An 18,464-nucleotide genomic window follows, 5' to 3' on the forward strand; every position below is an offset into this window, starting at 1 on the left:
GGATGCGCGGCATGGGTTTTCGGGGCGGTTCTCTTCGTGCGAACGGCAAGCTCGTTGCTTGGTCGGCTGGCTTCGTGCTGTCGCAGGCCAACATTGTGCGTCTGCTCGGCCCGGTCGCACCGAAGGTGCTGAAGACCCAGACCGCTCCGTCGGCCCGGGTGTACGCCGCGGTCCTCGACGGGATGGACTCAGCCGAGATCGGGCGTTATCGGAGCCACTTCTACCTGGACTTCGTGCACCCGGGGATCTATGCGACGGCCTTGCGGGCCGGCGTGCGGCGCCTCGACGAACTGTCACCGCTGCCGCCGGCGACGAAGCGGGCCCTTCTGGCCGCGCCCGTCGTCTCGGCCGCCGGCGACTACATCGAGAACGTCGCCGGCCTGTACCTGCTCGACCACCGCGACCGGATCACCGACGGCGCCATCCGTGCGACGACCGCGATCAGCACCACCAAGTGGGTGCTCGCGCTGGGCTCGCTGGCATACCTGGCCCGGGGTTTCGCCCGAGCGTGGGGCAGAGCCGACCGCTGACATGGCAGGCGGCAGGTTGCACGACTGAGCGCCCGTACACAATGGCGGGGTGAGCGAATCCGTTCCCCCGGCTGGCCCCGTCAAGTGTTCTGTGTTGTCCGCGGACGAACCCCTCCCCGGCAGCGCGGTGCATGTCGCCGGGTGGGTGTGCATCGAGTACCCGGGTGCGTGGGGCCGCGACGTGCTCGACGGGACGGCACTGGGTGCAGAGTTAGCCGCCGAGCTGTCCCGGCGGTCCGACGCAGCCGGTGTGCGCGTCATGTTCATCCGCCGCCCGGGGCGGGACGAACAGACGCGCGACGGGCGGACGGTACTGCTGGCCAACTCGGACCCCAACCAGTCGTGGTGCGAGCGGCTCGTGATCGAGGAGATCACCAACCTGCTGGACATCGACCTGACGCGTGTCGCCGGCCCCGCGCCCGGGCTAGGGGAGCCGGTCGTCGAACCGGTCGTGCTGGTGTGCGCTCACGGCAAACGTGACCGGTGCTGTGCGGTGCTCGGACGCCCGGTCGCGGCAGACCTGGCCGCGGAGTTCGGCGACGCGGTGTGGGAGTGCTCGCACACCGGCGGCCACAGGTTCGCGCCCTCGATGATCCTGCTGCCCAGCGGCGTGACGTACGGCCGGCTCACCCCGGCCGAGAGCGCGTTGGCGGTGCGGGCGGCGACGGCCGGTGAGGTGTCCCTGCCGGGGCTGCGCGGTCGCAGCTACTGGGGGCCGCGTGGACAGGCCGCCGAGGTGCTCGTGCGGCAGAGCGTGCGTGCCGGTGTGAACGACCTCTCGGTCGACGACCGGGGCACCGATCCGGTCGTAACCCATCGAGACGGACGCCGCTGGCGGGTCATCGTGCAGCAGCGTGAGCTGGATGCCAGGGCCACCAGCTGTGGCGCCGACGCCAAGCCTGTACACCCAGTAGTGGCGGTGGACATGCACGAACTCCCTACCGGAATCCCTACCGGGAGTTCGTGATTCCACGCATTCACGTCACCGGTGCGGCAGCCAGGTCACCAGTGTGCGCCCGGAATCAGTCGGCCGAGACGGCGGGCGATTCGGGCTGCGGACTCGGTCGGACCGGTCGGCCGCGGCGTGACCGATGGTGCCTCGGGAGCTGGTTCCGGCTCGGCTGCAGCCCTTTCTCCGCGCGCCGCGGGTGAATCGGGGAACGCGTGATACAACGCGGAGAACATACGGTCCTTCATCCGCGGCATGAAGATCGCGCCGAACTCGAAAAACGTTCCGATCGGGACGTCGATACGCTTCGGCTTCTCGATCAGTGCGCGGATCACCATCGCGGCCGCCTTGTCGGGGCTGGCAGCGGGACCGGTGTTGTAGTGGCCGGTCGGCGCGATCATCGGGGTGCGCACGAGTGGCATGTGGATGGTCGTGAAGGTGATCCCGTCGGAGAGGGTCTCGGCGGCGGCGACGTCCGCGAAGCCGTCGAGGGCAGACTTGCTCGCGATGTATCCCGCGAAGCGCGGCGTGCGCGCCTGGACACCGGCGGTGCTGATGTTCACGATGTGGCCGAAGCGGCGCTCACGCATGTGTGGCAGCAGCGCCAGTACCAGGCGGACGGCGCCGAAGTAGTTGACCGCCATTGTCCGTTCGAAGTCGTGTAGGCGGTCGGTCGATCGGTACAGGCCGCGTCGAATGGACCGACCAGCGTTGTTGACGAGCATGTCCACGTGACCGTGTTCGGCCAGAATGGATTTGATGGTGTGGTCGACGGCCTCGGTGTCGGTGATGTCGCACTGGTAGGCGTAAGCGGATCCGCCGGTTTCGCGAATCTGGGATACGACGGCCTCGAGTTCGTCGCCGCGGCGCGCGAGCAGCAGCACCGTGGCGCCCTTCTCGGCCGCCATGATTGCGGCCGAACGACCGATGCCGGACGAGGCCCCAGTGATGATTACGTGCCGGTTGACGAGCGGACCGGCCGGGTCGTCGCGGCGAGCACGGTCCGGGTCCAGGTGCTCGTACCAATACGTCCACAACTTCGATGCGTACGACGGGAACGGTGGCACCGATATTCCACTGTCCTGCAACGCCTCCCGAGTCCGGTCGACGGTGAATCGAGACGGCACGGTGAGGTGGTCGAGAATCACCGGCGGGATACCCATCCTGCGCAGAGCCGTGTCACGGATTCTGCGGGCCGGAGCCGGAGGGGACAGCAGGGGGCGGGCCGTCGCCGCCGGCAGATCGGCGACCGGGGTCGGCGCGTGGGCGGCCTTCGCGAGTGCCGCGAAGATCTGACGGACCGGCTGAGGCTCGGGGGAGACGAGGTGAAAAGTCTGCGCGTCGAAGTCGGGACGCAGTATCAACTCCACCAGAGCGGCCGCGACGAAGTCCACCGGAACGATGTTGGTGTAGCCGAGCTTCGGGACGGCGACCGGCAGCACGGCGGGCAGCTTCGCCAGCGCGGCGAGCAGGGGGAAGAACAGGTAGGGTCCGTCGACCTTGTCCATCTCGCCGGTGATCGAACTGCCGACCACCGTCGAGGGGCGGTAGATCCGCCACGGCGCGTCCGACCTGCGAACCAGGCGCTCGGCCTCGAACTTGGTGCGGTGGTACGGCGTCGGAAAGTGCTGGCCCAGGTCGAAGTCGTCCTCGGTGAATCGACCGCGGTGATCGCCCGCCACCGCGATCGACGAAACGTGGTGCAGGGTTGCGCCGAGTCGGGACGCGAGGTCGATCACGGCCCGTGTCCCGTCGACGTTCGTTCTCGCCTGCTCCTCACCGGCGGTCAGATCGTAGATCGCGCCGAGGTGCACGACGTGTTCCGCGGCCGGTGGTGCAGCCTTTAACCCCAGGTCCGGCTCGGTGAGATCGCCGACGAGGGCGTGTACCCGGTCGCCGCCCGTCCAGTGGTCCGCCATGCGCTCGAACTTCGAGAGCGAGCCCGGCCGGACCAACACGTGGACCTGGGCGGACGGGTCGCGCTCGAGCAGTCGCTCGATCGTGTGCCTGCCCAGGAATCCCGTGCCGCCCGTGACGATGTAAGTGGCCATACCTCCGGAACTTACTGGAAAGTAAGTTGCATTACTAGAGGGGTCGGACACGATCTCGATCGCCGTTTCGCCACTGTCCGGTAACGAAGTACGGCGATACCGAGAAGTGGTAGGTGTGCTTCGCGGTCGCGAGGCGCACGTCGATCTGGGGAGGACGAGTGCGTTCGTTGAGGAAGTCGGTCAGCGGGATGGCTGCTGCTGCGGTTGCGGTGGGGGTGGCCGTTGGGGTTCCTGCCACGGTGTGGCGACCGGGGCACACGCCTCATCGGACGTATGGCTGAAGCTGGATCGAGTTCCCGATGCTCAGGCGGGTCAGTCCTCGACTGTGAAGTATGCGATCTGGGGTGAGGCACTCCCGGACACGTTCTACCTCGATGGGGAGGCCGGAAGTAAGTGGGCCCGAACCAACCCTGGCCCCGGCCGGAACGCGCAGATCGTCAGAATGGATAACACCGGCACGGAGGTGACTTCCGTGGGTCCGATTGCTATTCCTGGGGTTCCGGGACCGATCTCCGTGGCGTTCGCGAACCAGCGCCTCTAGTTCTTCTCGCCACCCGGCCTCGGTTGAGACCTGCCCTATGGCTTGGGCGACAGGATGGCGAGGCCGTGTTGCACTGTCCAGTAACGAATTCCGGTGATTCTGAGAAGCAGTAGGTGTGCTTCGCGGTCGTGAGGCACAGGATCGAGTGACGATTTGGGGAGGACGAGTGCGTACGTTGAAGAAGTCGGCCAGCGGGATGGCTGGTGCTGCGGTGGCGGTGGGGGTGGTTGTTGGGATTCCTGCCACGGCGTCGGCGGAGCCGGCCACCGGGTCTGTGGGCTATGAGGCACTGTTCGATGCGGGGGCGCAGGTCTACGAAGTCAGCGCGGTGGAGAACTGGGCGGTGTCGATCGGCGGTGCACACAGGATGTCGGACGTGTGGCTGCAGCTGGATCGGGTGCCGGATGCTCGGGCGGGTCAGCCCTCGACCGTGAAGTACGTGATCTGGGGTGAGGCGCTCCCGGACACGTTCTACCTCGATGGGAAGGCCGGAGATACGAGCGTCCGGACCAATCCTGGCCCCGGCCGGACGCCGCAGATGACCAGAATGGACAGCACTGGCACGGAGGTGACTTCCGTGGGTCCGTTCGCCATCCCTGGGGTTCCAGGACCGATCGCCGTGGCCTTCGCATACGACCGCTCGTAGTTCTTCTCGCTCCCTGGCCTGCGAAGATCTATCTGCCGCGCGGGTTGGAGGGCGTCGGATCATCGGCAGCTCCTTCGAGGGACTACCCCGGGTGGCGCAAGAGTTGAGCGGAGAGACGGTCCCGCTCCGGACCGTGTTGCACTGTCCGGTAACGAAGTTCGGCGATTTCGAGAAATGGTAGATGTGTCTCGAGGCACACCATCGTGTGACGATTTTGGGAGGACGAGTGGGTACGTTGAGGAAGTCGGCCGGCGGGATGGCTGCTGCTGCGGTAGCGATGGGGGTGGCTGTTGCGGTTCCTGCGACGGCGTCGGCGGAGCCGGCTGTTGGGTCTGTGGGGTATGAGGCGCTGTTCGATACGGGGGCGCAGGTCTACGAGGTCACCGCGGTGGAGAACTGGGAGGTGGGGACCAGGGCGCACGCCTCATCGGACCTATGGCTGAAGCTGGATCGTGTGCCGAACGCGCGAGCGGGTCAGCCCACGACGGTGAAGTACGTGATCTGGGGTGATGCACTCCCGGACACGTTCTACCTCGATGGAAAGACGGGAAGCAAGTTCGCGCGGATAAACCCTGGCCCCGGACGGAATGCCCAAATGGTCGGCATGGATAGCACCGGCACGGAGGTGACTTCCGTGGGTCCGTTCGCCATCCCAGGGGCTCCGGGACCGATCTCCGTGGCGTTCGCAAACCAGCGTCTCTAGTTCTTCTCGCCGTCCAGCCCCGCTCGAGACCCACCGTATGGCATAATCGAACACAAGTTCGAACGATGCGCCTTCCCCTCCGCATCTTCCCAGGTAAGCAGGCTGCGAGAGTTGGATGGGGTGGGGCGGATGGGGTGGGGCGGATGGGGTGGGGCAACGGTCCGCCGACGTGGTCGGAGATGGAGCGGGTGCTGTCCGGGCGCCCGGATCGACGGGAGGGACAGTTCCCGGGCGACGGAGGCGACAGCCCGGCCTGGTCCCGCAAGCGGGGCGCGTACCTGGCCGATGGTGTGTCGCGGCCGGCTGGTGCCACCGTCCCGTACGCGGAACTGCACACCCACTCCGCCTTCAGCTTCCTCGATGGCGCCAGCCCGCCCGAGGAGTTGGTGGAGGAGGCGGTGCGGCTCGGCCTGGACGCGATTGCCCTCACCGACCACGACGGAATGTACGGCGTGGTCCGGTTCGCCGAGGCCGCCAAGGAACTCGGCATGCGGACGGTGTTCGGGGCCGAGTTGTCGCTAGACGCCGCGCCGCGCACCGGCGCCCCCGACCCCGACGGCACGCACCTGCTGGTGCTGGCCCGTGGACAGGAGGGGTACCGGAGGCTGTCCCGGCAGATCTCGGCCGCGCATCTCGCGGGCGGGGAGAAGGGCAAGCCCCGTTACGACTACGACGCGCTCACCGAGGCGGCCGGCGGGCACTGGCAGGTGCTCACCGGTTGCCGCAAGGGGCACGTGGGTAGTGCGCTCGCCGCGGGCGGACTCGACGCCGCCGAGGCGGCGCTGCGCGATCTCGTCGACCGGTTCGGTGCGGACCGGGTGAGCGTCGAACTCACCCACCGGGGGTTGCCCGCGGACGATGAGGTCAATGCGCGGCTCGCGGAACTCGCGGCGAGACAGGGTCTTTCCGTCGTCGCCTCCACAGCTGCACACTTCGCCGGTCCGTCGCGTCGACGGCTCGCGATGGCGATGGCCGCGGTGCGGGCCCGGCAGAGCCTCGACGAGACCGCGGGCTGGCTCGCGCCCACCGGAGGCGCGCACCTGCGGTCCGGGGCTGAGATGGCGCGGCTGTTCGCCCGCTACCCGGAGGCCGTCGCGGGGGCGGCCGAGTTGGGGCTCGAGTGCGCATTCGACCTGCGTCTCATCGCGCCGAAACTGCCGCCGTTCGACGTCCCACCCGGCCACACCGAGGCGAGTTGGCTACGCGAGCTGACCATGCAGGGGGCGCGTCGGCGCTACGGTCCGCCGCCCGAGAACCCGGCCGCGTACGAGCAGATCGAGCACGAACTCGGGATCATCGAACGCCTGGACTTCCCCGGCTACTTCCTCGTCGTCCACGACATCGTCTCGTTCTGCAAGGACAACGACATCCTCTGCCAGGGAAGGGGATCGGCCGCCAACTCGGCGGTCTGCTACGCGATCGGTATCACCAACGTCGACCCCGTGCGCAACGAGCTGCTGTTCGAGCGGTTCCTCTCACCCGAGCGGGACGGCCCTCCCGACATCGACGTCGACATCGAATCCGACCGCCGTGAGGAGGCCATCCAGCACGTCTACACCAAGTACGGCCGTGAGTACGCCGCTCAGGTCGCCAACGTCATCACCTATCGCGGCAAGTCGTCGGTGCGGGACATGGCGCGGGCGCTCGGGTTCTCGCAGGGGCAGCAGGACGCGTGGAGCAAACAGGTCAGCCGCTGGACGGGCGTCGGCGGCGAGACGGGAACGGACATTCCCCCGGCCGTCCTGGAGTTGGCCGCCCAGATCGAGGGCTTCCCACGGCATCTGGGCATCCACTCCGGTGGCATGGTGATCTGCGACCGCCCCATCGCCGACGTGTGCCCGGTCGAGTGGGCACGCATGGAGAATCGCAGCGTCCTGCAGTGGGACAAGGACGACTGTGCCGCAGTGGGATTGGTGAAGTTCGATCTACTGGGCCTCGGCATGCTCTCGGCCCTGCACTACATGATCGACCTGGTTGCCGAGCACAAGGGCGTCGAGGTGGACCTGGCGCAACTGGACCTGTCCGAGCAGGCGGTCTACGAGATGCTGCAGCGGGCCGACTCGGTGGGTGTGTTCCAGGTGGAGTCGCGGGCCCAGATGGCGACGCTCCCGCGCCTGAAGCCTCGCAACTTCTACGACCTGGTGGTGGAGGTCGCGCTGATCCGGCCCGGCCCGATCCAGGGCGGCTCGGTGCACCCCTACATTCGGCGCCGTGCTGGCCGCGAACCCGTCACCTACGACCACCCGTGCCTCGAGAAGGCGTTGAAGCGCACGCTCGGGGTGCCGTTGTTCCAGGAACAGCTCATGCAGATGGCCGTCGACGCGGCCGGGTTCACCGCCGCCGAGGCCGATCAGTTGCGGCGCGCAATGGGCTCCAAGCGATCACCCGAGAAGATGGAACGGCTGCGCGGGCGCCTCTACGAGGGCATGCGAGAGTTGCACGGCATCACCGGTGAGGTCGCCGACCGGATCTACGAGAAGCTGTACGCCTTCGCGAATTTCGGCTTCCCCGAGAGTCATTCGCAGTCCTTCGCGTCGCTGGTCTTCTACTCGGCATGGTTCAAGCTGCACCACCCTGCGGCCTTCTGCGCCGGACTGCTGCGGGCGCAGCCGATGGGTTTCTACTCGCCGCAGTCGCTCGTCGCCGACGCCCGCAGGCACGGGGTGCGGGTACACGGCGCGGACGTGAACGCGAGCCTCGCGGACGCGACGCTCGAGGAGTGCGGCACCGAGGTGCGGCTGGGGCTCGGGGAGGTGCGTGGCATCGGCACCGCGCTCGCCGAACGGATTGTGGAGGACCGGGATCGGGACGGGCCGTTCACGTCGATCCTGGACCTGACCGGCCGGGTCGAACTGAGCACCGCGCAGGTCGAGTCCCTCGCGATGGCCGGTGCGCTCGGGTGCTTCGGGCTCTCCCGGCGTGAGGCGTTGTGGGCGGCCGGCGCGGCGGCGGGGGAACGTCCGGACCGGCTGCCGGGGACGGGTGCGTCGACCCACGCGCCCACCCTGCCCGGCATGAGCGCTCTCGAACTCGCCGCCGCCGACGTGTGGGCCACCGGGATCTCGCCGGACAGCTACCCCACGGAGTTTCTGCGTCCGCAACTCGACGCGCTGGGGGTGATCCCGGCGTCGCGGCTGTTGGATGTGCCGGACGGGGACCGGGTGCTGGTCGGGGGCGCGGTCACGCACCGGCAGCGGCCGGCGACTGCTTCCGGGGTGACCTTCATCAACCTCGAGGACGAGACCGGAATGGTCAACGTCGTGTGTTCGGTGGGGCTGTGGGCGAGGTACCGCAGACTCGCCACCGGCGCTCCGGCGCTGCTGGTGCGCGGGCGGGTACAGAATGCGGAGGGCGCTGTGACGGTTGTCGCGGACCACCTCCAACTCATGGACCTGCGGATGTCGAGCAGGTCGCGAGACTTCCGCTGAGAGCAGTCTCACATCCTTCAGATACCCCCTGGGGTATGGTTGTGCGAAACGTCGAGGAGGTAGCTCGTGAAGGTTGTCATCGTCGGAGGTGTCGCCGGTGGGATGTCCGCCGCCACCCGTCTGCGCCGTCTGGACGAGTCAGCGGAGATCATCGTGTTCGAGCGCGGCGCACACGTGTCGTTCGCGAACTGCGGTCTGCCGTACTACGCCGGCGGGGTCATCGAGGACCGGGACGAGCTGCTGCTGCAGAGCCCGGAGAGCCTCGGCGCCCGCTTCCGGCTGGACGTCCGCGTGCGCAGCGAGGTCGTGGCGATCGATCCCGACGCCCGCACCGTCACGGTCGAGGACTTCGAGACGGGCGACCCCTACGTCGAGAGCTACGACGAGCTGATCCTGAGCACCGGCGCGAGCCCCGTTGTGCCGCCCCTGCCGGGGGCCAACCGCGCCCTGAGCCTGCGCGACGTCGAGGACGTCGACCGCCTGGTCGCGGAGATGGCGTCGGCTCGCAGCGCCGTAGTCGTCGGTGCCGGGTTCATCGGTATCGAACTGGCCGAGAACCTGCGGCGCCGCGAACTCGACGTCACCGTCGTCGAACTCGCCGATCAGGTGCTCGCCCCACTCGACCCCGAGATGGCGGTCCCGGTCGCGGACCGGCTGCGCGAGAACGGGGTACGCCTCGAACTCGGCACCGAGCTGACCCGCATCGACGAAACCACGGCGGAGCTGGACGACGGGCGTACGGTTCCGGCGGACGTCGTCGTCATGGCGATCGGTGTGCGGCCCGAGACGGTGCTCGCCGAGATGGCCGGCCTGGTGTCGGGGGAGCGCGGCGGTATTGCGGTCGACGACCAGATGCGTACCTCGGTTCCGCATATCTTCGCGGTCGGTGATGCGATCGAGAAGCGCGACGCGATCGGTGGTGACGCCGCGCTGATCCCGCTCGCCAACCCCGCCAACCGGCAGGGGCGCCTGGTGGCCGACGTCATCGCCGGCCGGCCGGTGCGGGTGAAGGCGTCGTCGGGCACCGCAGTGGTCGGTGTCTTCGGGCTGATCGCCGCGGCGACCGGCTGGAACGAGAAGCGGCTGCGCGCGTCGGGCCGACCTCACCGGGCCATCCACACCCATCCCCAGTCCCACGCCGGGTACTACCCGGGGGCGCAGCAGATGTCGATCAAGCTGCTCGTCGATCCCGAGACGGACGTCATCCTCGGCGCCCAGGCCGTCGGCGGCGAAGGCGTCGACAAGCGGATCGACGTCATCGCAACGGCAATGGCCGGAGGGGTCACCGCGTCCGAGCTGGCCGACCTGGAACTGGCGTACGCGCCGCAGTTCGGTTCGGCGAAGGACCCGGTGAACATGCTCGGCTACATCGCCGACAACCTGCGCACCGATTCCATCCGTACGGTCCAGTGGCACGAGCTCGATGCCCTGCTTGCCGGCGGTGCTTCGCTCGTCGACGTTCGCACCGCCGACGAGTTCGCGGACGGCTCCATTCCCGGTGCCGTCAACTTCCCGCTCGATGAGCTCAGGGAACGAGTCGGCGAACTGCCGGTCGGGGATCTGATCGTGCACTGCCAGGTGGGTCAGCGTGCCCACGCCGCGGTGTGCCTTCTCGGACAGCTGGGGCGGCCCGCGGCGAACCTCGACGGCGGCTACCAGACGTGGGACGCAGGGCGGCGTGCGAACGTGCCGATTGTCTTGGCGTGTAGCTGATCCCACCTGAACTCGGTCGAAACCGAGCGGTTCTCGGCGGGGTTCTCTTTCGGTCTCCTATATACCCCCACCCGTATTTTCGATTGGACGGAAAGGTAACTCTATGACCATCACCGGACAGCAGCGAGAGAAATCGCTGCCATCCACCGAGTCGGTCGGCGGGCCGCTGGCCCGGCTCGGTGTGAAAATGGCCGACAACTTCCGCTGGGTGATCACCGCGTGGCTCGTGCTCGTCGTCGCCCTGGGAGCCGCCGCACCGTCGGTGTTCGGCTCGCTCGCCGGCGCCGGCTGGCAGGCCAACGGCTCCGAGTCGGTCCAGGTGCGTGAACTCGCACAGCAACACTTCGGCGGCAACGCGTCGTCGGCCATCCAAGTCGTCGTCCACTCCGACACCAAGCCACTCGACGACCCGGCCGTCCAGCAGGTGCTCGGCGAGGCGACCGCGATCCTCAGCGCCGATGCGCGCATCGACGAGGTGATCCCGCCGCAGCCCGGGATGACCATCAGCCCGGACGGGCACACCGGCATCCTCGTCGCGGGGGCCAACGCGAACACCGACGACATGGTGCGTGCGGTCGACGATCTCGGCGGTGACCTCGAGGCGCTGTCCGGCGACGGCATCGAGGTCTACCCGACCGGTGCGTCGGCGCTGTGGAGCGACTTCAACTACGCCAACCACGATGCGATGATCAAGGCGGAGATGATGTCGTGGCCGGTCACGCTCGGCATCATGTTGCTCGCGTTCGGCTCGCTCGTCGCAGCGGGGCTCCCGCTGCTGCTGACCCTCGCCGGACTGGTGGCATCGGCCGGTGGCCTGGTACTACTCAACGAGATCACGCCGATCTCGGTGTGGGCGATGAACTTTGCCATGATGTTCGCTCTTGCCCTCGGTATCGACTACGCCCTGTTCCTCGTCGTCCGCTTCCGGGACGCGCTCCGCGAAAACGTGAACGCGCGACTGGCGGTCGCCGAGACGATGGACACCGCCGGCAAGGCCGTGCTGCTGTCCGGTCTGACGGTGCTGGTGAGCTTGTCGGCTGTGCTGCTGGTGCCCGCGCCCGCGGTCCGGACGATGGCGGTCGGCATCATGCTCGCGGTCGTGTTCGTGCTCGGCGCGACGCTGACCCTGCTGCCCGCGGTGCTCGGCAAGCTGGGCCGCAAGGTCAACGCCGGATCGTTGCCGTACGCCAAGAGGCAGCAGAACCAGGCCGGCGGTTCACCGCTGTTCACCCGGTGGGGCAAGCTCCTCGACCGGCACCCGTGGCCGTTCGCGCTCGCAGCGGTCGCGATCCTCGCCGCCATGGCGATCCCGGTCACGGGGCTGAAGGTCGCGATGCCGTCGATCCAGGTCGTGCCCGAGGATGCCTCCGTGCGTCAGGGCTACGAACTGGTGCAGGAGCAGATGGGCGTCGGTGCGCCGGGTGCGCTGCAAATCGTGGTTCCGGCCTCCGATGCGCAGGCCGTCGCCGATACCGCCGCGACGGTCGACGGCGTGGCCGCGGTGACGCCCGCGATGCCGGCCATGGACGACTCGAACCTCGTTATGATGCAGGCGATTCCGACCGTCGACCCGTCGGATCCGGCGCTCGGTGACACTCTCGGCACCCTGCGGGCCGAACTGCCCGACAGTGCACTCGTCGGTGGCGCGCCGGCGGAGAACCTGGACCTGCAGCAGACGCTGAACGACTATCTCCCGCTGGTCATCGGCGTGATCCTGGTGCTCGGCTTCCTGTTGCTGCTCGTCGCGCTGCAGGCGCCGCTGGTCTCGCTGATTGGCACAGTGGTGAGCCTGCTCTCGACTGCCGCCGCGTTCGGTGCGTCCAAGCTGATCTTCCAGGACGGGCACCTGTCCGATCTGCTCGGCTTCACCCCGCAGGGATTCCTCGACGGTTGGGGGCCGGTGTTCTTCTTCGCGATGATCTTCGCGATCGCGATGGACTACACGGTGTTCTTGCTCTCGACCGTCAAGGAGCAGTACGAGACGACCGGCGACGCGCGCAACGCCAAGATCGCCGGCCTGGCGCGTTCCGGACGGGTCATCTTCGCGGCCGCCGCCGTCATGGTGGGTGTGTTCTTCAGCTTCGCGCTGGCCGAACCGCTACCGCCGAAGGAGATGGGCATCTTGCTCGGCATCGCGGTTCTGCTCGATGCGGTGCTCGTCCGCCTGGTGCTGCTACCGGCGTTGCTGCGGTTGACCGGGGACGCGGCCTGGTGGTCGCCGAACTGGCTGCGGAAGGCACTGCCGAACATAAGTTTCGCGCACGGCTGATCCGGGCGGGCTGTGACCGCTGGAGCTCGGTCGCAGCCCCTGGACAGATACCCCTGCGGGTAATCTCAGGAGGAAAGAGGAGGTAGCACATGACCGGGGACGAAGAGAGCATCACGCAGGTGCTCAACCGCCTGCGCCGTGCGCAGGGACAGTTGGCCGGAGTGATCTCGATGATCGAGAACGGCCGCGATTGCAAGGACGTCGTCACGCAGTTGGCGGCTGTCTCTCGTGCCCTCGATCGGGCCGGATTCAAGATCGTCGCGACGGGACTGCGCGAGTGCGTCGCCGGGGACGGCAAGGCATCTGAGCCACTGAGCGAGGACGAACTGGAGAAGCTGTTCCTGGCGCTCGCCTGACCGCCGGGCCCAACGGACGACCAGCCCAACGAACGACCGTAAGGAGTCAATATGGACCTGGGAATCTCAACCCGCCTGAACACCACATTCGACGACGCCATCGCCAAGACGCGCGCCGCGCTGCAAGAGCAGGGTTTCGGTGTCCTCACCGAAATCGACATGCAGGCGACGTTGAAGGAGAAGATCGGCGCCGACATGGAGCGCTACGTCATCCTCGGTGCCTGTAACCCCCAGCTCGCGCATCGGGCGGTCGGTGTGAACCGGCAGATCGGTCTGCTGCTGCCGTGCAACGTCGTCGTTCGCGACGACGGTGAGGACGTCGTCGTCGAGGCCATGAACCCGGCGATCATGGTCGAGGTGACCGAGGAGCCCGAGCTCGACGCCGTCGCCGCCGAGGCGACGACCCGTCTCGAGGCCGCGATCGACGCGCTGACCTGATCGCGACCGATCCGGATCACGTCGGGGCCGGTAGCGCCCGAGTCCGAACTCGGTGGGCGGTGTGCACGGCCACCACACACCAGGCGACGACTAGGGCGCACAGCAGCCCCGCCGACAGCAGACGCGGTATCTCGAGGTCGCCCGCGGTACCGAATGCCCCCATCCCGACCGCGCAGGCGCCGACCGGGAACGTGAAGCTCCACCAGCTCATCGTGAAGGTGAGCCCCTGACGGAAGGCGCGCATAGTCAGGACGCCGAGCGCGGTGAGCATGGCGATCATGATCGTCCCCATCACCAGGCCGTAGCCGAGGCCGAAGACGTGCAGGGCGTGCGCGCCGCGGTCGCCGACTACAGGTGCCGCGGCGGTGCCGAGCAGATTCGAGGCAGCGACCGACTGACCGACGACGCCGACGGGGATCCACAGGGTCGGCAGGGCTTGCAGCGGCGGCAGCCCGCGCTCGTTGATTCGGCGGCCGACCATGGCTGCGATAGGTAGGGCGAAGACCAGCGCGAGCGTGAACAGCACATAGCAGCTGGCGAGCAACACGGCCCGCGGCCATCCGTCGGGCAGACCGTTCACCAGCGCGGCGCCGGTCGCAGCCGAGACCATCGGCGGCACCACCGGCATCAGCCACGCCGGGGCGGGGTTCCCACGATCGGCACCCGCTCGAAGGCGCATCGCCATCACCGCGCATGTCAGCAGGCCCCCGACGGTGCCGGCCGTCCAGAGTGCCCCCGCGACCGCGAAGGCGACACCACTGGTGATCGCGGTCGATCCCACCGCAGCTGTGCCGGCCCCGACGGTCAGAACCGCCATCGGTACAGCCCCGTAGAACGGGAACATCGCGACGCTGCGTGCGTACCCGCGGGCGTGCTCGGTGTGCCGGACCCAATGGAGGGCGAAGGCGGTCGTGAGCACCGCCAGCAGCACCACGGAAAGGATCCAGAACGTCAACGCCACCCCACCTCGGCCGGGCAGGTCCATCGGCAGCGATGCCGTGGCGACGGCGACGATGCCGGTGCCCATCACCACGGCGAACCAATTCGGGGTCAGGTGAGCCAAACGTGAAGCGGTAAGCATGAATACGACCCTTGTGTTCTCTCGCAGGTCCCGGTAGAGGTCTCGGGGTGGATGAGGTACAACCGCGGTTTGTGGGTCTAGCCTTGGGGTATGCCGCTTTCGAACCGTGTGCCCGAACTCGCCGCGCTGGAAGTGCTGGTCGCGGTGGGTCGGCTCGGAAGTATGGGCGCGGCCGGGCGCGAGCACGGATTGAGCCAGCAGGCGGTCAGCGCGCGCGTGCGCTCCGCCGAACGTCAGCTCGGGATCCGGGTGTTCGACCGTGGTGCCGGCGGCGTCCAGCCCACCGCCGAGGGAGCGCTGATCCTCGAATGGGCCTCAGCGATCCTCGACACCGCCGAGGAACTGGCCTCTGGCGTCGCGGCAATACGTGGTGAACTGGACGCCAACCTGACCGTCGCCGCCAGCATGACGATCGCCGAATACCTCGTTCCCGGGTGGACCGTCACGATGCGCCGCAAGTGCCCCAACGTCGTGACCTCGGTACGGCTGTCGAACTCCACCGAGGTTGCCGCCCAGGTGCGTGCGGGCGACGCCGACCTTGGGTTCGTCGAAGGCCCCGTTGTGCCGAACGGGCTGCGCTCGGTCGAGGTCGCGCGGGACGAACTGGTCGTGATCGTGCCGCCCGGCCACAAGTGGATTCAGCGGGCGCCGATCGCGGTGACCGAACTCGCCGAGACTCCGCTGATCCAACGTGAACCCGGATCGGGCACCCGCATCACACTCGAACACGCGGTGCCCGGCTGCGTCGAACCGATTCTCGAACTGGGGTCGTGCACGGCGGTGAAGGCTGCCGTGGTCGCCGGCAACGCGCCCGCGGTCGTCTCGTCACTCGCGGTAGAGGCCGATCTGAACGACGGCCGGCTCGCATCCGTCGAGGTCGAGGGGCTGTGCATGCCGCGTCGGCTGCTCGCGGTATGGGACGAGTCCCGGGGACTACGGGGCGCGGCGCGCGACTTCCTCGATATCGCACGCGCTTCGGGCTAGACGCCGCCGGCGAACCCGTGCTGCCGCCACGCTTCGTAGGTCACGACCGCAGCCGCGTTCGACAGGTTCAGTGACCGTCGTCCCGGGACCATCGGGATCCGCACCTGCGCGGTGACGTGCGGATCGGCGAGCACCTCCCGCGCCAAGCCGGTGGGTTCTGGCCCGAACAGCAGCACGTCCCCAGGCTGGTAGGAGATTTCCGCATACGGCGTCGACCCGTGTGCCGTGAACGCGAACACCCGGTCCGGTTGCAGCGCCGCCCACGCCGCGTCGAGGTTCTCGTGGATCGTCACCGATGCCAGGTCGTGGTAGTCGAGTCCTGCGCGGCGGAGCTTCGGTTCGGACAGGTCGAACCCGAGGGGCCCGACCAGGTGCAGCTCGCACCCGGTGCCCGCGACCAACCGGATCGCGTTCCCGGTGTTGGGCGGGATGCGCGGCTCGTGGAACATCACCTTGAACACAACGAACTGTAACAACCCGGGTATCGAAGACTGGCGCTGCGACTACAACACGAACAGACCCCACTCCGCCCGCGGTATTTTGTATAGGTTTAGTACTTTCCCGTCCCGGTGGGAGGGGGCGAAGTAGATGAAGGCAGTGGTCTGCGGAGCTGGCCTCGCCGGACTGACCCTGGCGCACCGGCTTTCGGTTGTAGGCGTCGAGGTGGTGCTGCTGGAGCGCTCGCCGGGGCCGCGGACACAGGGCTACATGATCGATTTCTTGGGGCCTGGCTACGACACGGCCGAGGCGATGGGCCTGCTCCCGGCCGTTCGGGAAGTGGCGTACTACCTCGAGGAAGCCACCATGGTCGATGAGCGCGGGCGCCGCCGGGCGAGCCTGCCGATGGCTTTGTTGGCCCCGGGCCCGCGGCTTGATGTGATGCGGCCCGACCTCGAGCATGTGCTGCGCGAATCGTTGCCGCCCTCGGTGGAGCTACGATTTGGCGCCAGCCCGATCGCGGTCGAGGACCGGGGCCGTTCGGTTCGGGTCATCCTGGACGACAGCTCGGAGTTCGATGTCGACCTTCTCGTGGGTGCCGACGGACTGCACTCGACCGTGCGGCGGCTGACCTTCGGCGATGAGTCTGACTACCTGCGCTACTTAGGTTTTCACACAGCGGCGTATACCTTTCATGATGGCGAGCTCAATGAGGCACTCGCCGGCCGCTTCTGGATGACCGACACCGTGGACCGGCTGCTGGGTCTGTACGCGTTACGCGACAATCGGGTTGCCGTCTTCGTCATCCACCGCAGCCCGGATCCGACCGTTCCCGACGATCCCCGTGCGGCGCTTCGTGAAACCTACAGCGGAATGGGCTGGCTGGTGCCGAAGATACTGAGCAAGCTTCCACCCTCGTCGGAGATCTACTACGACCAGGTTGCCCAGGTTCTGATGCCGAACTGGTGCAAGGGCCGGGTCGTGCTCGTGGGCGATGCCTGCTTCGCGGTGTCGGTGCTCGCCGGCCAGGGCGCGTCGATGGCCATGGGCGGCGCCTACGTGCTGGCCGATCGATTGTCACGCACGCCATCCGTCGACCAGGCGCTGTCCGGCTACGAGAAGCTGTGGCGGCCTGTGGTCGAACGAACTCAGCGGGAGGGTCGCTGGTCGGGTGCCTTTTTCGTGCCCGGATCACAGCGATGGCTACTGGCGCGGCGTGTGATGTTGCGGGCGGTGCAGCTGCCCATCATCGACCGAGTGGTAAGCGCGGCAGCAGCTCTGGCCGCCAAACCCAGCGACCTGATCCCCACCCTGCAGCGGAGCAAATCGACCGCCGCGGGACCCTGACGCTCAGAGGATTTCGAGACAGGAAGCGATGTTTGAGAGCCATACGGTCGGCGTTATGGCTCCCAGCGGCTGAGCTGCGCGCCGCCGACAACAGGGCCTAGTGCCCCCGTCAGTAGTCCGGGCAAGATCAGAGGGCGGTGGCCAGATTGTCGAGAGCCATCGAGAGTCCTTCCCGAGTGCCGGCGATCATGTCGTCACCCACGAACGAGCAGATCTGCGAGACCACGGTGACCTCGGTCCCGATGTCATTCGGATCGAGGCTCCAGGTCACCAACGAGATGGCCAGTGGTTCCGAGTCCAGCGATATCGTCTCGCTGTAGACCACTCGAACACCCTCTTTGATATCGAGGTAGCGGACTCGGCCAGTGAGTTCTGCCTGACCGACAGGCCCGCACCGGAAGTCATCGACTCCGTCCACATCGAACGAGGTGTTTACGTACACCACCTCATGCCCCTCGGGTGCCGTCCAGGAAGCACGGCGCTCCACGTCGGCGTAGGCCGCGAAGATCTTGTCGGGTGACACCGGATAACTGCGGGCGACCTCCACTGTGCTGTGACTCAGAGTGGGAGTGCTCATCAGGGTCCTTTCTGGTTGGTCTGATCTGTCGAGTCGGCGGCCGTCAGGGCAGCGACCACCTCGTCGAGCCGGTCCAAACGTGCCTCGTAGCGGTTTCGCCGGCTTGCCGACCACCGCTCGAGGCGCGAAAGTCCGTCATGGCGAAGTTCGTGCACCCTGATCCGTCCAACCTTGCGTGATACGACCAGATCGGCCGACTCGAGGTGCTGCAGGTGTTGAACTACTGCGGCCAAGGACATATCAAGCGGTCCCGCGAGCGCCGATGTGGTCGCGGGCCCGTAGGACAGACGCGTGATGACGTCGCGCCGGGCGGGATTCGCCAGCGCTTTGAAGACTGCATCGATGTCATCGGGCACGCTACAACAGTAGGCACAGATACCCGGTGACGGTCAAGCATTCACTTAAGTATTCGC

General features: G+C 67.6%; 17 protein-coding genes. 11 read left to right on the forward strand and 6 right to left on the reverse strand.

All coding sequences use genetic code 11. The annotated features are described in order from the left end of the window. The first annotated feature begins 2 nt into the window (after window positions 1-2). On the forward strand, window positions 3-530 hold the full coding sequence (locus EGT50_RS00495; protein WP_127950670.1) for a hypothetical protein: 528 nt from the start codon (window positions 3-5) through the stop codon (window positions 528-530). A 49-nt stretch (window positions 531-579) separates the two neighbouring features. Beyond that, window positions 580-1,497 carry a sucrase ferredoxin gene (locus EGT50_RS00500; protein ID WP_235870499.1) on the forward strand — a complete coding sequence of 306 codons (918 nt, stop codon included), beginning with the start codon at window positions 580-582 and terminating at the stop codon, window positions 1,495-1,497. Window positions 1,498-1,532: 35 nt separating this feature from the next. Here the strand turns inward: EGT50_RS00500 and EGT50_RS00505 are convergent, their stop codons facing one another. Beyond that, the gene (locus EGT50_RS00505; RefSeq protein ID WP_127950671.1) at window positions 1,533-3,530 is read right to left on the reverse strand and encodes an SDR family oxidoreductase; all 1,998 of its coding nucleotides are present in this window, start codon (window positions 3,528-3,530) and stop codon (window positions 1,533-1,535) included. Between the two features lie 34 nt (window positions 3,531-3,564). Then, entirely contained in the window at window positions 3,565-3,768 is a 204-nt protein-coding gene (locus EGT50_RS00510) for a hypothetical protein (RefSeq protein ID WP_127950672.1), read from the reverse strand. Window positions 3,769-4,237: 469 nt separating this feature from the next. Between EGT50_RS00510 and EGT50_RS00515 the strand changes: the two genes are divergently transcribed. The 7 genes from EGT50_RS00515 to EGT50_RS00545 all read left to right on the forward strand — a co-directional run bounded on the left by EGT50_RS00515 (window position 4,238) and on the right by EGT50_RS00545 (window position 13,624). After that, the gene (locus EGT50_RS00515; RefSeq protein WP_127950673.1) at window positions 4,238-4,717 is read left to right on the forward strand and encodes a hypothetical protein; all 480 of its coding nucleotides are present in this window, start codon (window positions 4,238-4,240) and stop codon (window positions 4,715-4,717) included. Between the two features lie 226 nt (window positions 4,718-4,943). After that, window positions 4,944-5,420 carry a hypothetical protein gene (locus EGT50_RS00520; protein ID WP_127950674.1) on the forward strand — a complete coding sequence of 159 codons (477 nt, stop codon included), beginning with the start codon at window positions 4,944-4,946 and terminating at the stop codon, window positions 5,418-5,420. Window positions 5,421-5,563: 143 nt separating this feature from the next. Further along, on the forward strand, window positions 5,564-8,848 hold the full coding sequence (locus tag EGT50_RS00525; RefSeq protein WP_127951316.1) for an error-prone DNA polymerase: 3,285 nt from the start codon (window positions 5,564-5,566) through the stop codon (window positions 8,846-8,848). A 66-nt stretch (window positions 8,849-8,914) separates the two neighbouring features. Continuing rightward, window positions 8,915-10,561 (forward strand): FAD-dependent oxidoreductase, encoded by a 1,647-nt coding sequence (locus EGT50_RS00530; RefSeq protein WP_127950675.1) that lies wholly within the window; start codon window positions 8,915-8,917, stop codon window positions 10,559-10,561. A 103-nt stretch (window positions 10,562-10,664) separates the two neighbouring features. Next, window positions 10,665-12,830 carry an MMPL family transporter gene (locus EGT50_RS00535; protein WP_127950676.1) on the forward strand — a complete coding sequence of 722 codons (2,166 nt, stop codon included), beginning with the start codon at window positions 10,665-10,667 and terminating at the stop codon, window positions 12,828-12,830. Window positions 12,831-12,919: 89 nt separating this feature from the next. Then, window positions 12,920-13,186, forward strand: a complete 267-nt coding sequence (locus EGT50_RS00540; RefSeq protein ID WP_127950677.1) for a metal-sensitive transcriptional regulator — start codon at window positions 12,920-12,922, stop codon at window positions 13,184-13,186. Window positions 13,187-13,237: 51 nt separating this feature from the next. Further along, window positions 13,238-13,624, forward strand: a complete 387-nt coding sequence (locus EGT50_RS00545) for a DUF302 domain-containing protein (protein ID WP_127950678.1) — start codon at window positions 13,238-13,240, stop codon at window positions 13,622-13,624. 16 nt (window positions 13,625-13,640) lie between these two features. On the opposite strand, the gene EGT50_RS00550 is transcribed toward EGT50_RS00545, so the two are convergent. Continuing rightward, window positions 13,641-14,705: a TDT family transporter gene (locus EGT50_RS00550; RefSeq protein WP_127950679.1), complete on the reverse strand. Its 1,065-nt coding sequence runs from the start codon at window positions 14,703-14,705 to the stop codon at window positions 13,641-13,643. A gap of 90 nt (window positions 14,706-14,795) precedes the next feature. On the opposite strand from EGT50_RS00550, the gene EGT50_RS00555 reads away from it, so the two are divergent. After that, window positions 14,796-15,689: a LysR family transcriptional regulator gene (locus EGT50_RS00555; protein ID WP_127950680.1), complete on the forward strand. Its 894-nt coding sequence runs from the start codon at window positions 14,796-14,798 to the stop codon at window positions 15,687-15,689. Here EGT50_RS00555 and EGT50_RS00560 read toward each other — a convergent pair. Continuing rightward, window positions 15,686-16,150 (reverse strand): tRNA (cytidine(34)-2'-O)-methyltransferase, encoded by a 465-nt coding sequence (locus EGT50_RS00560; RefSeq protein ID WP_127950681.1) that lies wholly within the window; start codon window positions 16,148-16,150, stop codon window positions 15,686-15,688. The two genes, EGT50_RS00555 and EGT50_RS00560, sit on opposite strands and share 4 nt — an antisense overlap. Window positions 16,151-16,277: 127 nt before the next feature. Here EGT50_RS00560 and EGT50_RS00565 point away from each other — a divergent pair, with 127 nt between their 5' ends. Further along, on the forward strand, window positions 16,278-17,474 hold the full coding sequence (locus EGT50_RS00565; RefSeq protein ID WP_127950682.1) for an FAD-dependent monooxygenase: 1,197 nt from the start codon (window positions 16,278-16,280) through the stop codon (window positions 17,472-17,474). Between the two features lie 127 nt (window positions 17,475-17,601). On the opposite strand, the gene EGT50_RS00570 is transcribed toward EGT50_RS00565, so the two are convergent. After that, window positions 17,602-18,051 (reverse strand): SRPBCC domain-containing protein, encoded by a 450-nt coding sequence (locus EGT50_RS00570; RefSeq protein ID WP_127950683.1) that lies wholly within the window; start codon window positions 18,049-18,051, stop codon window positions 17,602-17,604. Next, the gene (locus EGT50_RS00575) at window positions 18,051-18,407 is read right to left on the reverse strand and encodes an ArsR/SmtB family transcription factor (protein WP_127950684.1); all 357 of its coding nucleotides are present in this window, start codon (window positions 18,405-18,407) and stop codon (window positions 18,051-18,053) included. The genes EGT50_RS00570 and EGT50_RS00575 overlap by 1 nt, the downstream gene beginning before the upstream one ends. Window positions 18,408-18,464: the final 57 nt, after the last annotated feature.

It is taken from the genome of Rhodococcus xishaensis, from assembly GCF_004011825.1.
GTDB lineage: Bacteria > Actinomycetota > Actinomycetes > Mycobacteriales > Mycobacteriaceae > Prescottella > Prescottella xishaensis.

Excerpts from the sequence above, each read along its gene's own strand:
- EGT50_RS00550 (WP_127950679.1), bottom strand. The coding sequence starts at position 14,705 with ATGCTTACCGCTTCACGTTTGGCTCACCTGACCCCGAATTGGTTCGCC.
- EGT50_RS00555 (WP_127950680.1), top strand. The coding sequence starts at position 14,796 with ATGCCGCTTTCGAACCGTGTGCCCGAACTCGCCGCGCTGGAAGTGCTG.
- EGT50_RS00505 (WP_127950671.1), bottom strand. The coding sequence starts at position 3,530 with ATGGCCACTTACATCGTCACGGGCGGCACGGGATTCCTGGGCAGGCAC.
- EGT50_RS00570 (WP_127950683.1), bottom strand. The coding sequence starts at position 18,051 with ATGAGCACTCCCACTCTGAGTCACAGCACAGTGGAGGTCGCCCGCAGT.
- EGT50_RS00525 (WP_127951316.1), top strand. The coding sequence starts at position 5,564 with ATGGGGTGGGGCAACGGTCCGCCGACGTGGTCGGAGATGGAGCGGGTG.
- EGT50_RS00535 (WP_127950676.1), top strand. The coding sequence starts at position 10,665 with ATGACCATCACCGGACAGCAGCGAGAGAAATCGCTGCCATCCACCGAG.
- EGT50_RS00540 (WP_127950677.1), top strand. The coding sequence starts at position 12,920 with ATGACCGGGGACGAAGAGAGCATCACGCAGGTGCTCAACCGCCTGCGC.
- EGT50_RS00545 (WP_127950678.1), top strand. The coding sequence starts at position 13,238 with ATGGACCTGGGAATCTCAACCCGCCTGAACACCACATTCGACGACGCC.
- EGT50_RS00565 (WP_127950682.1), top strand. The coding sequence starts at position 16,278 with ATGAAGGCAGTGGTCTGCGGAGCTGGCCTCGCCGGACTGACCCTGGCG.
- EGT50_RS00495 (WP_127950670.1), top strand. The coding sequence starts at position 3 with ATGCGCGGCATGGGTTTTCGGGGCGGTTCTCTTCGTGCGAACGGCAAG.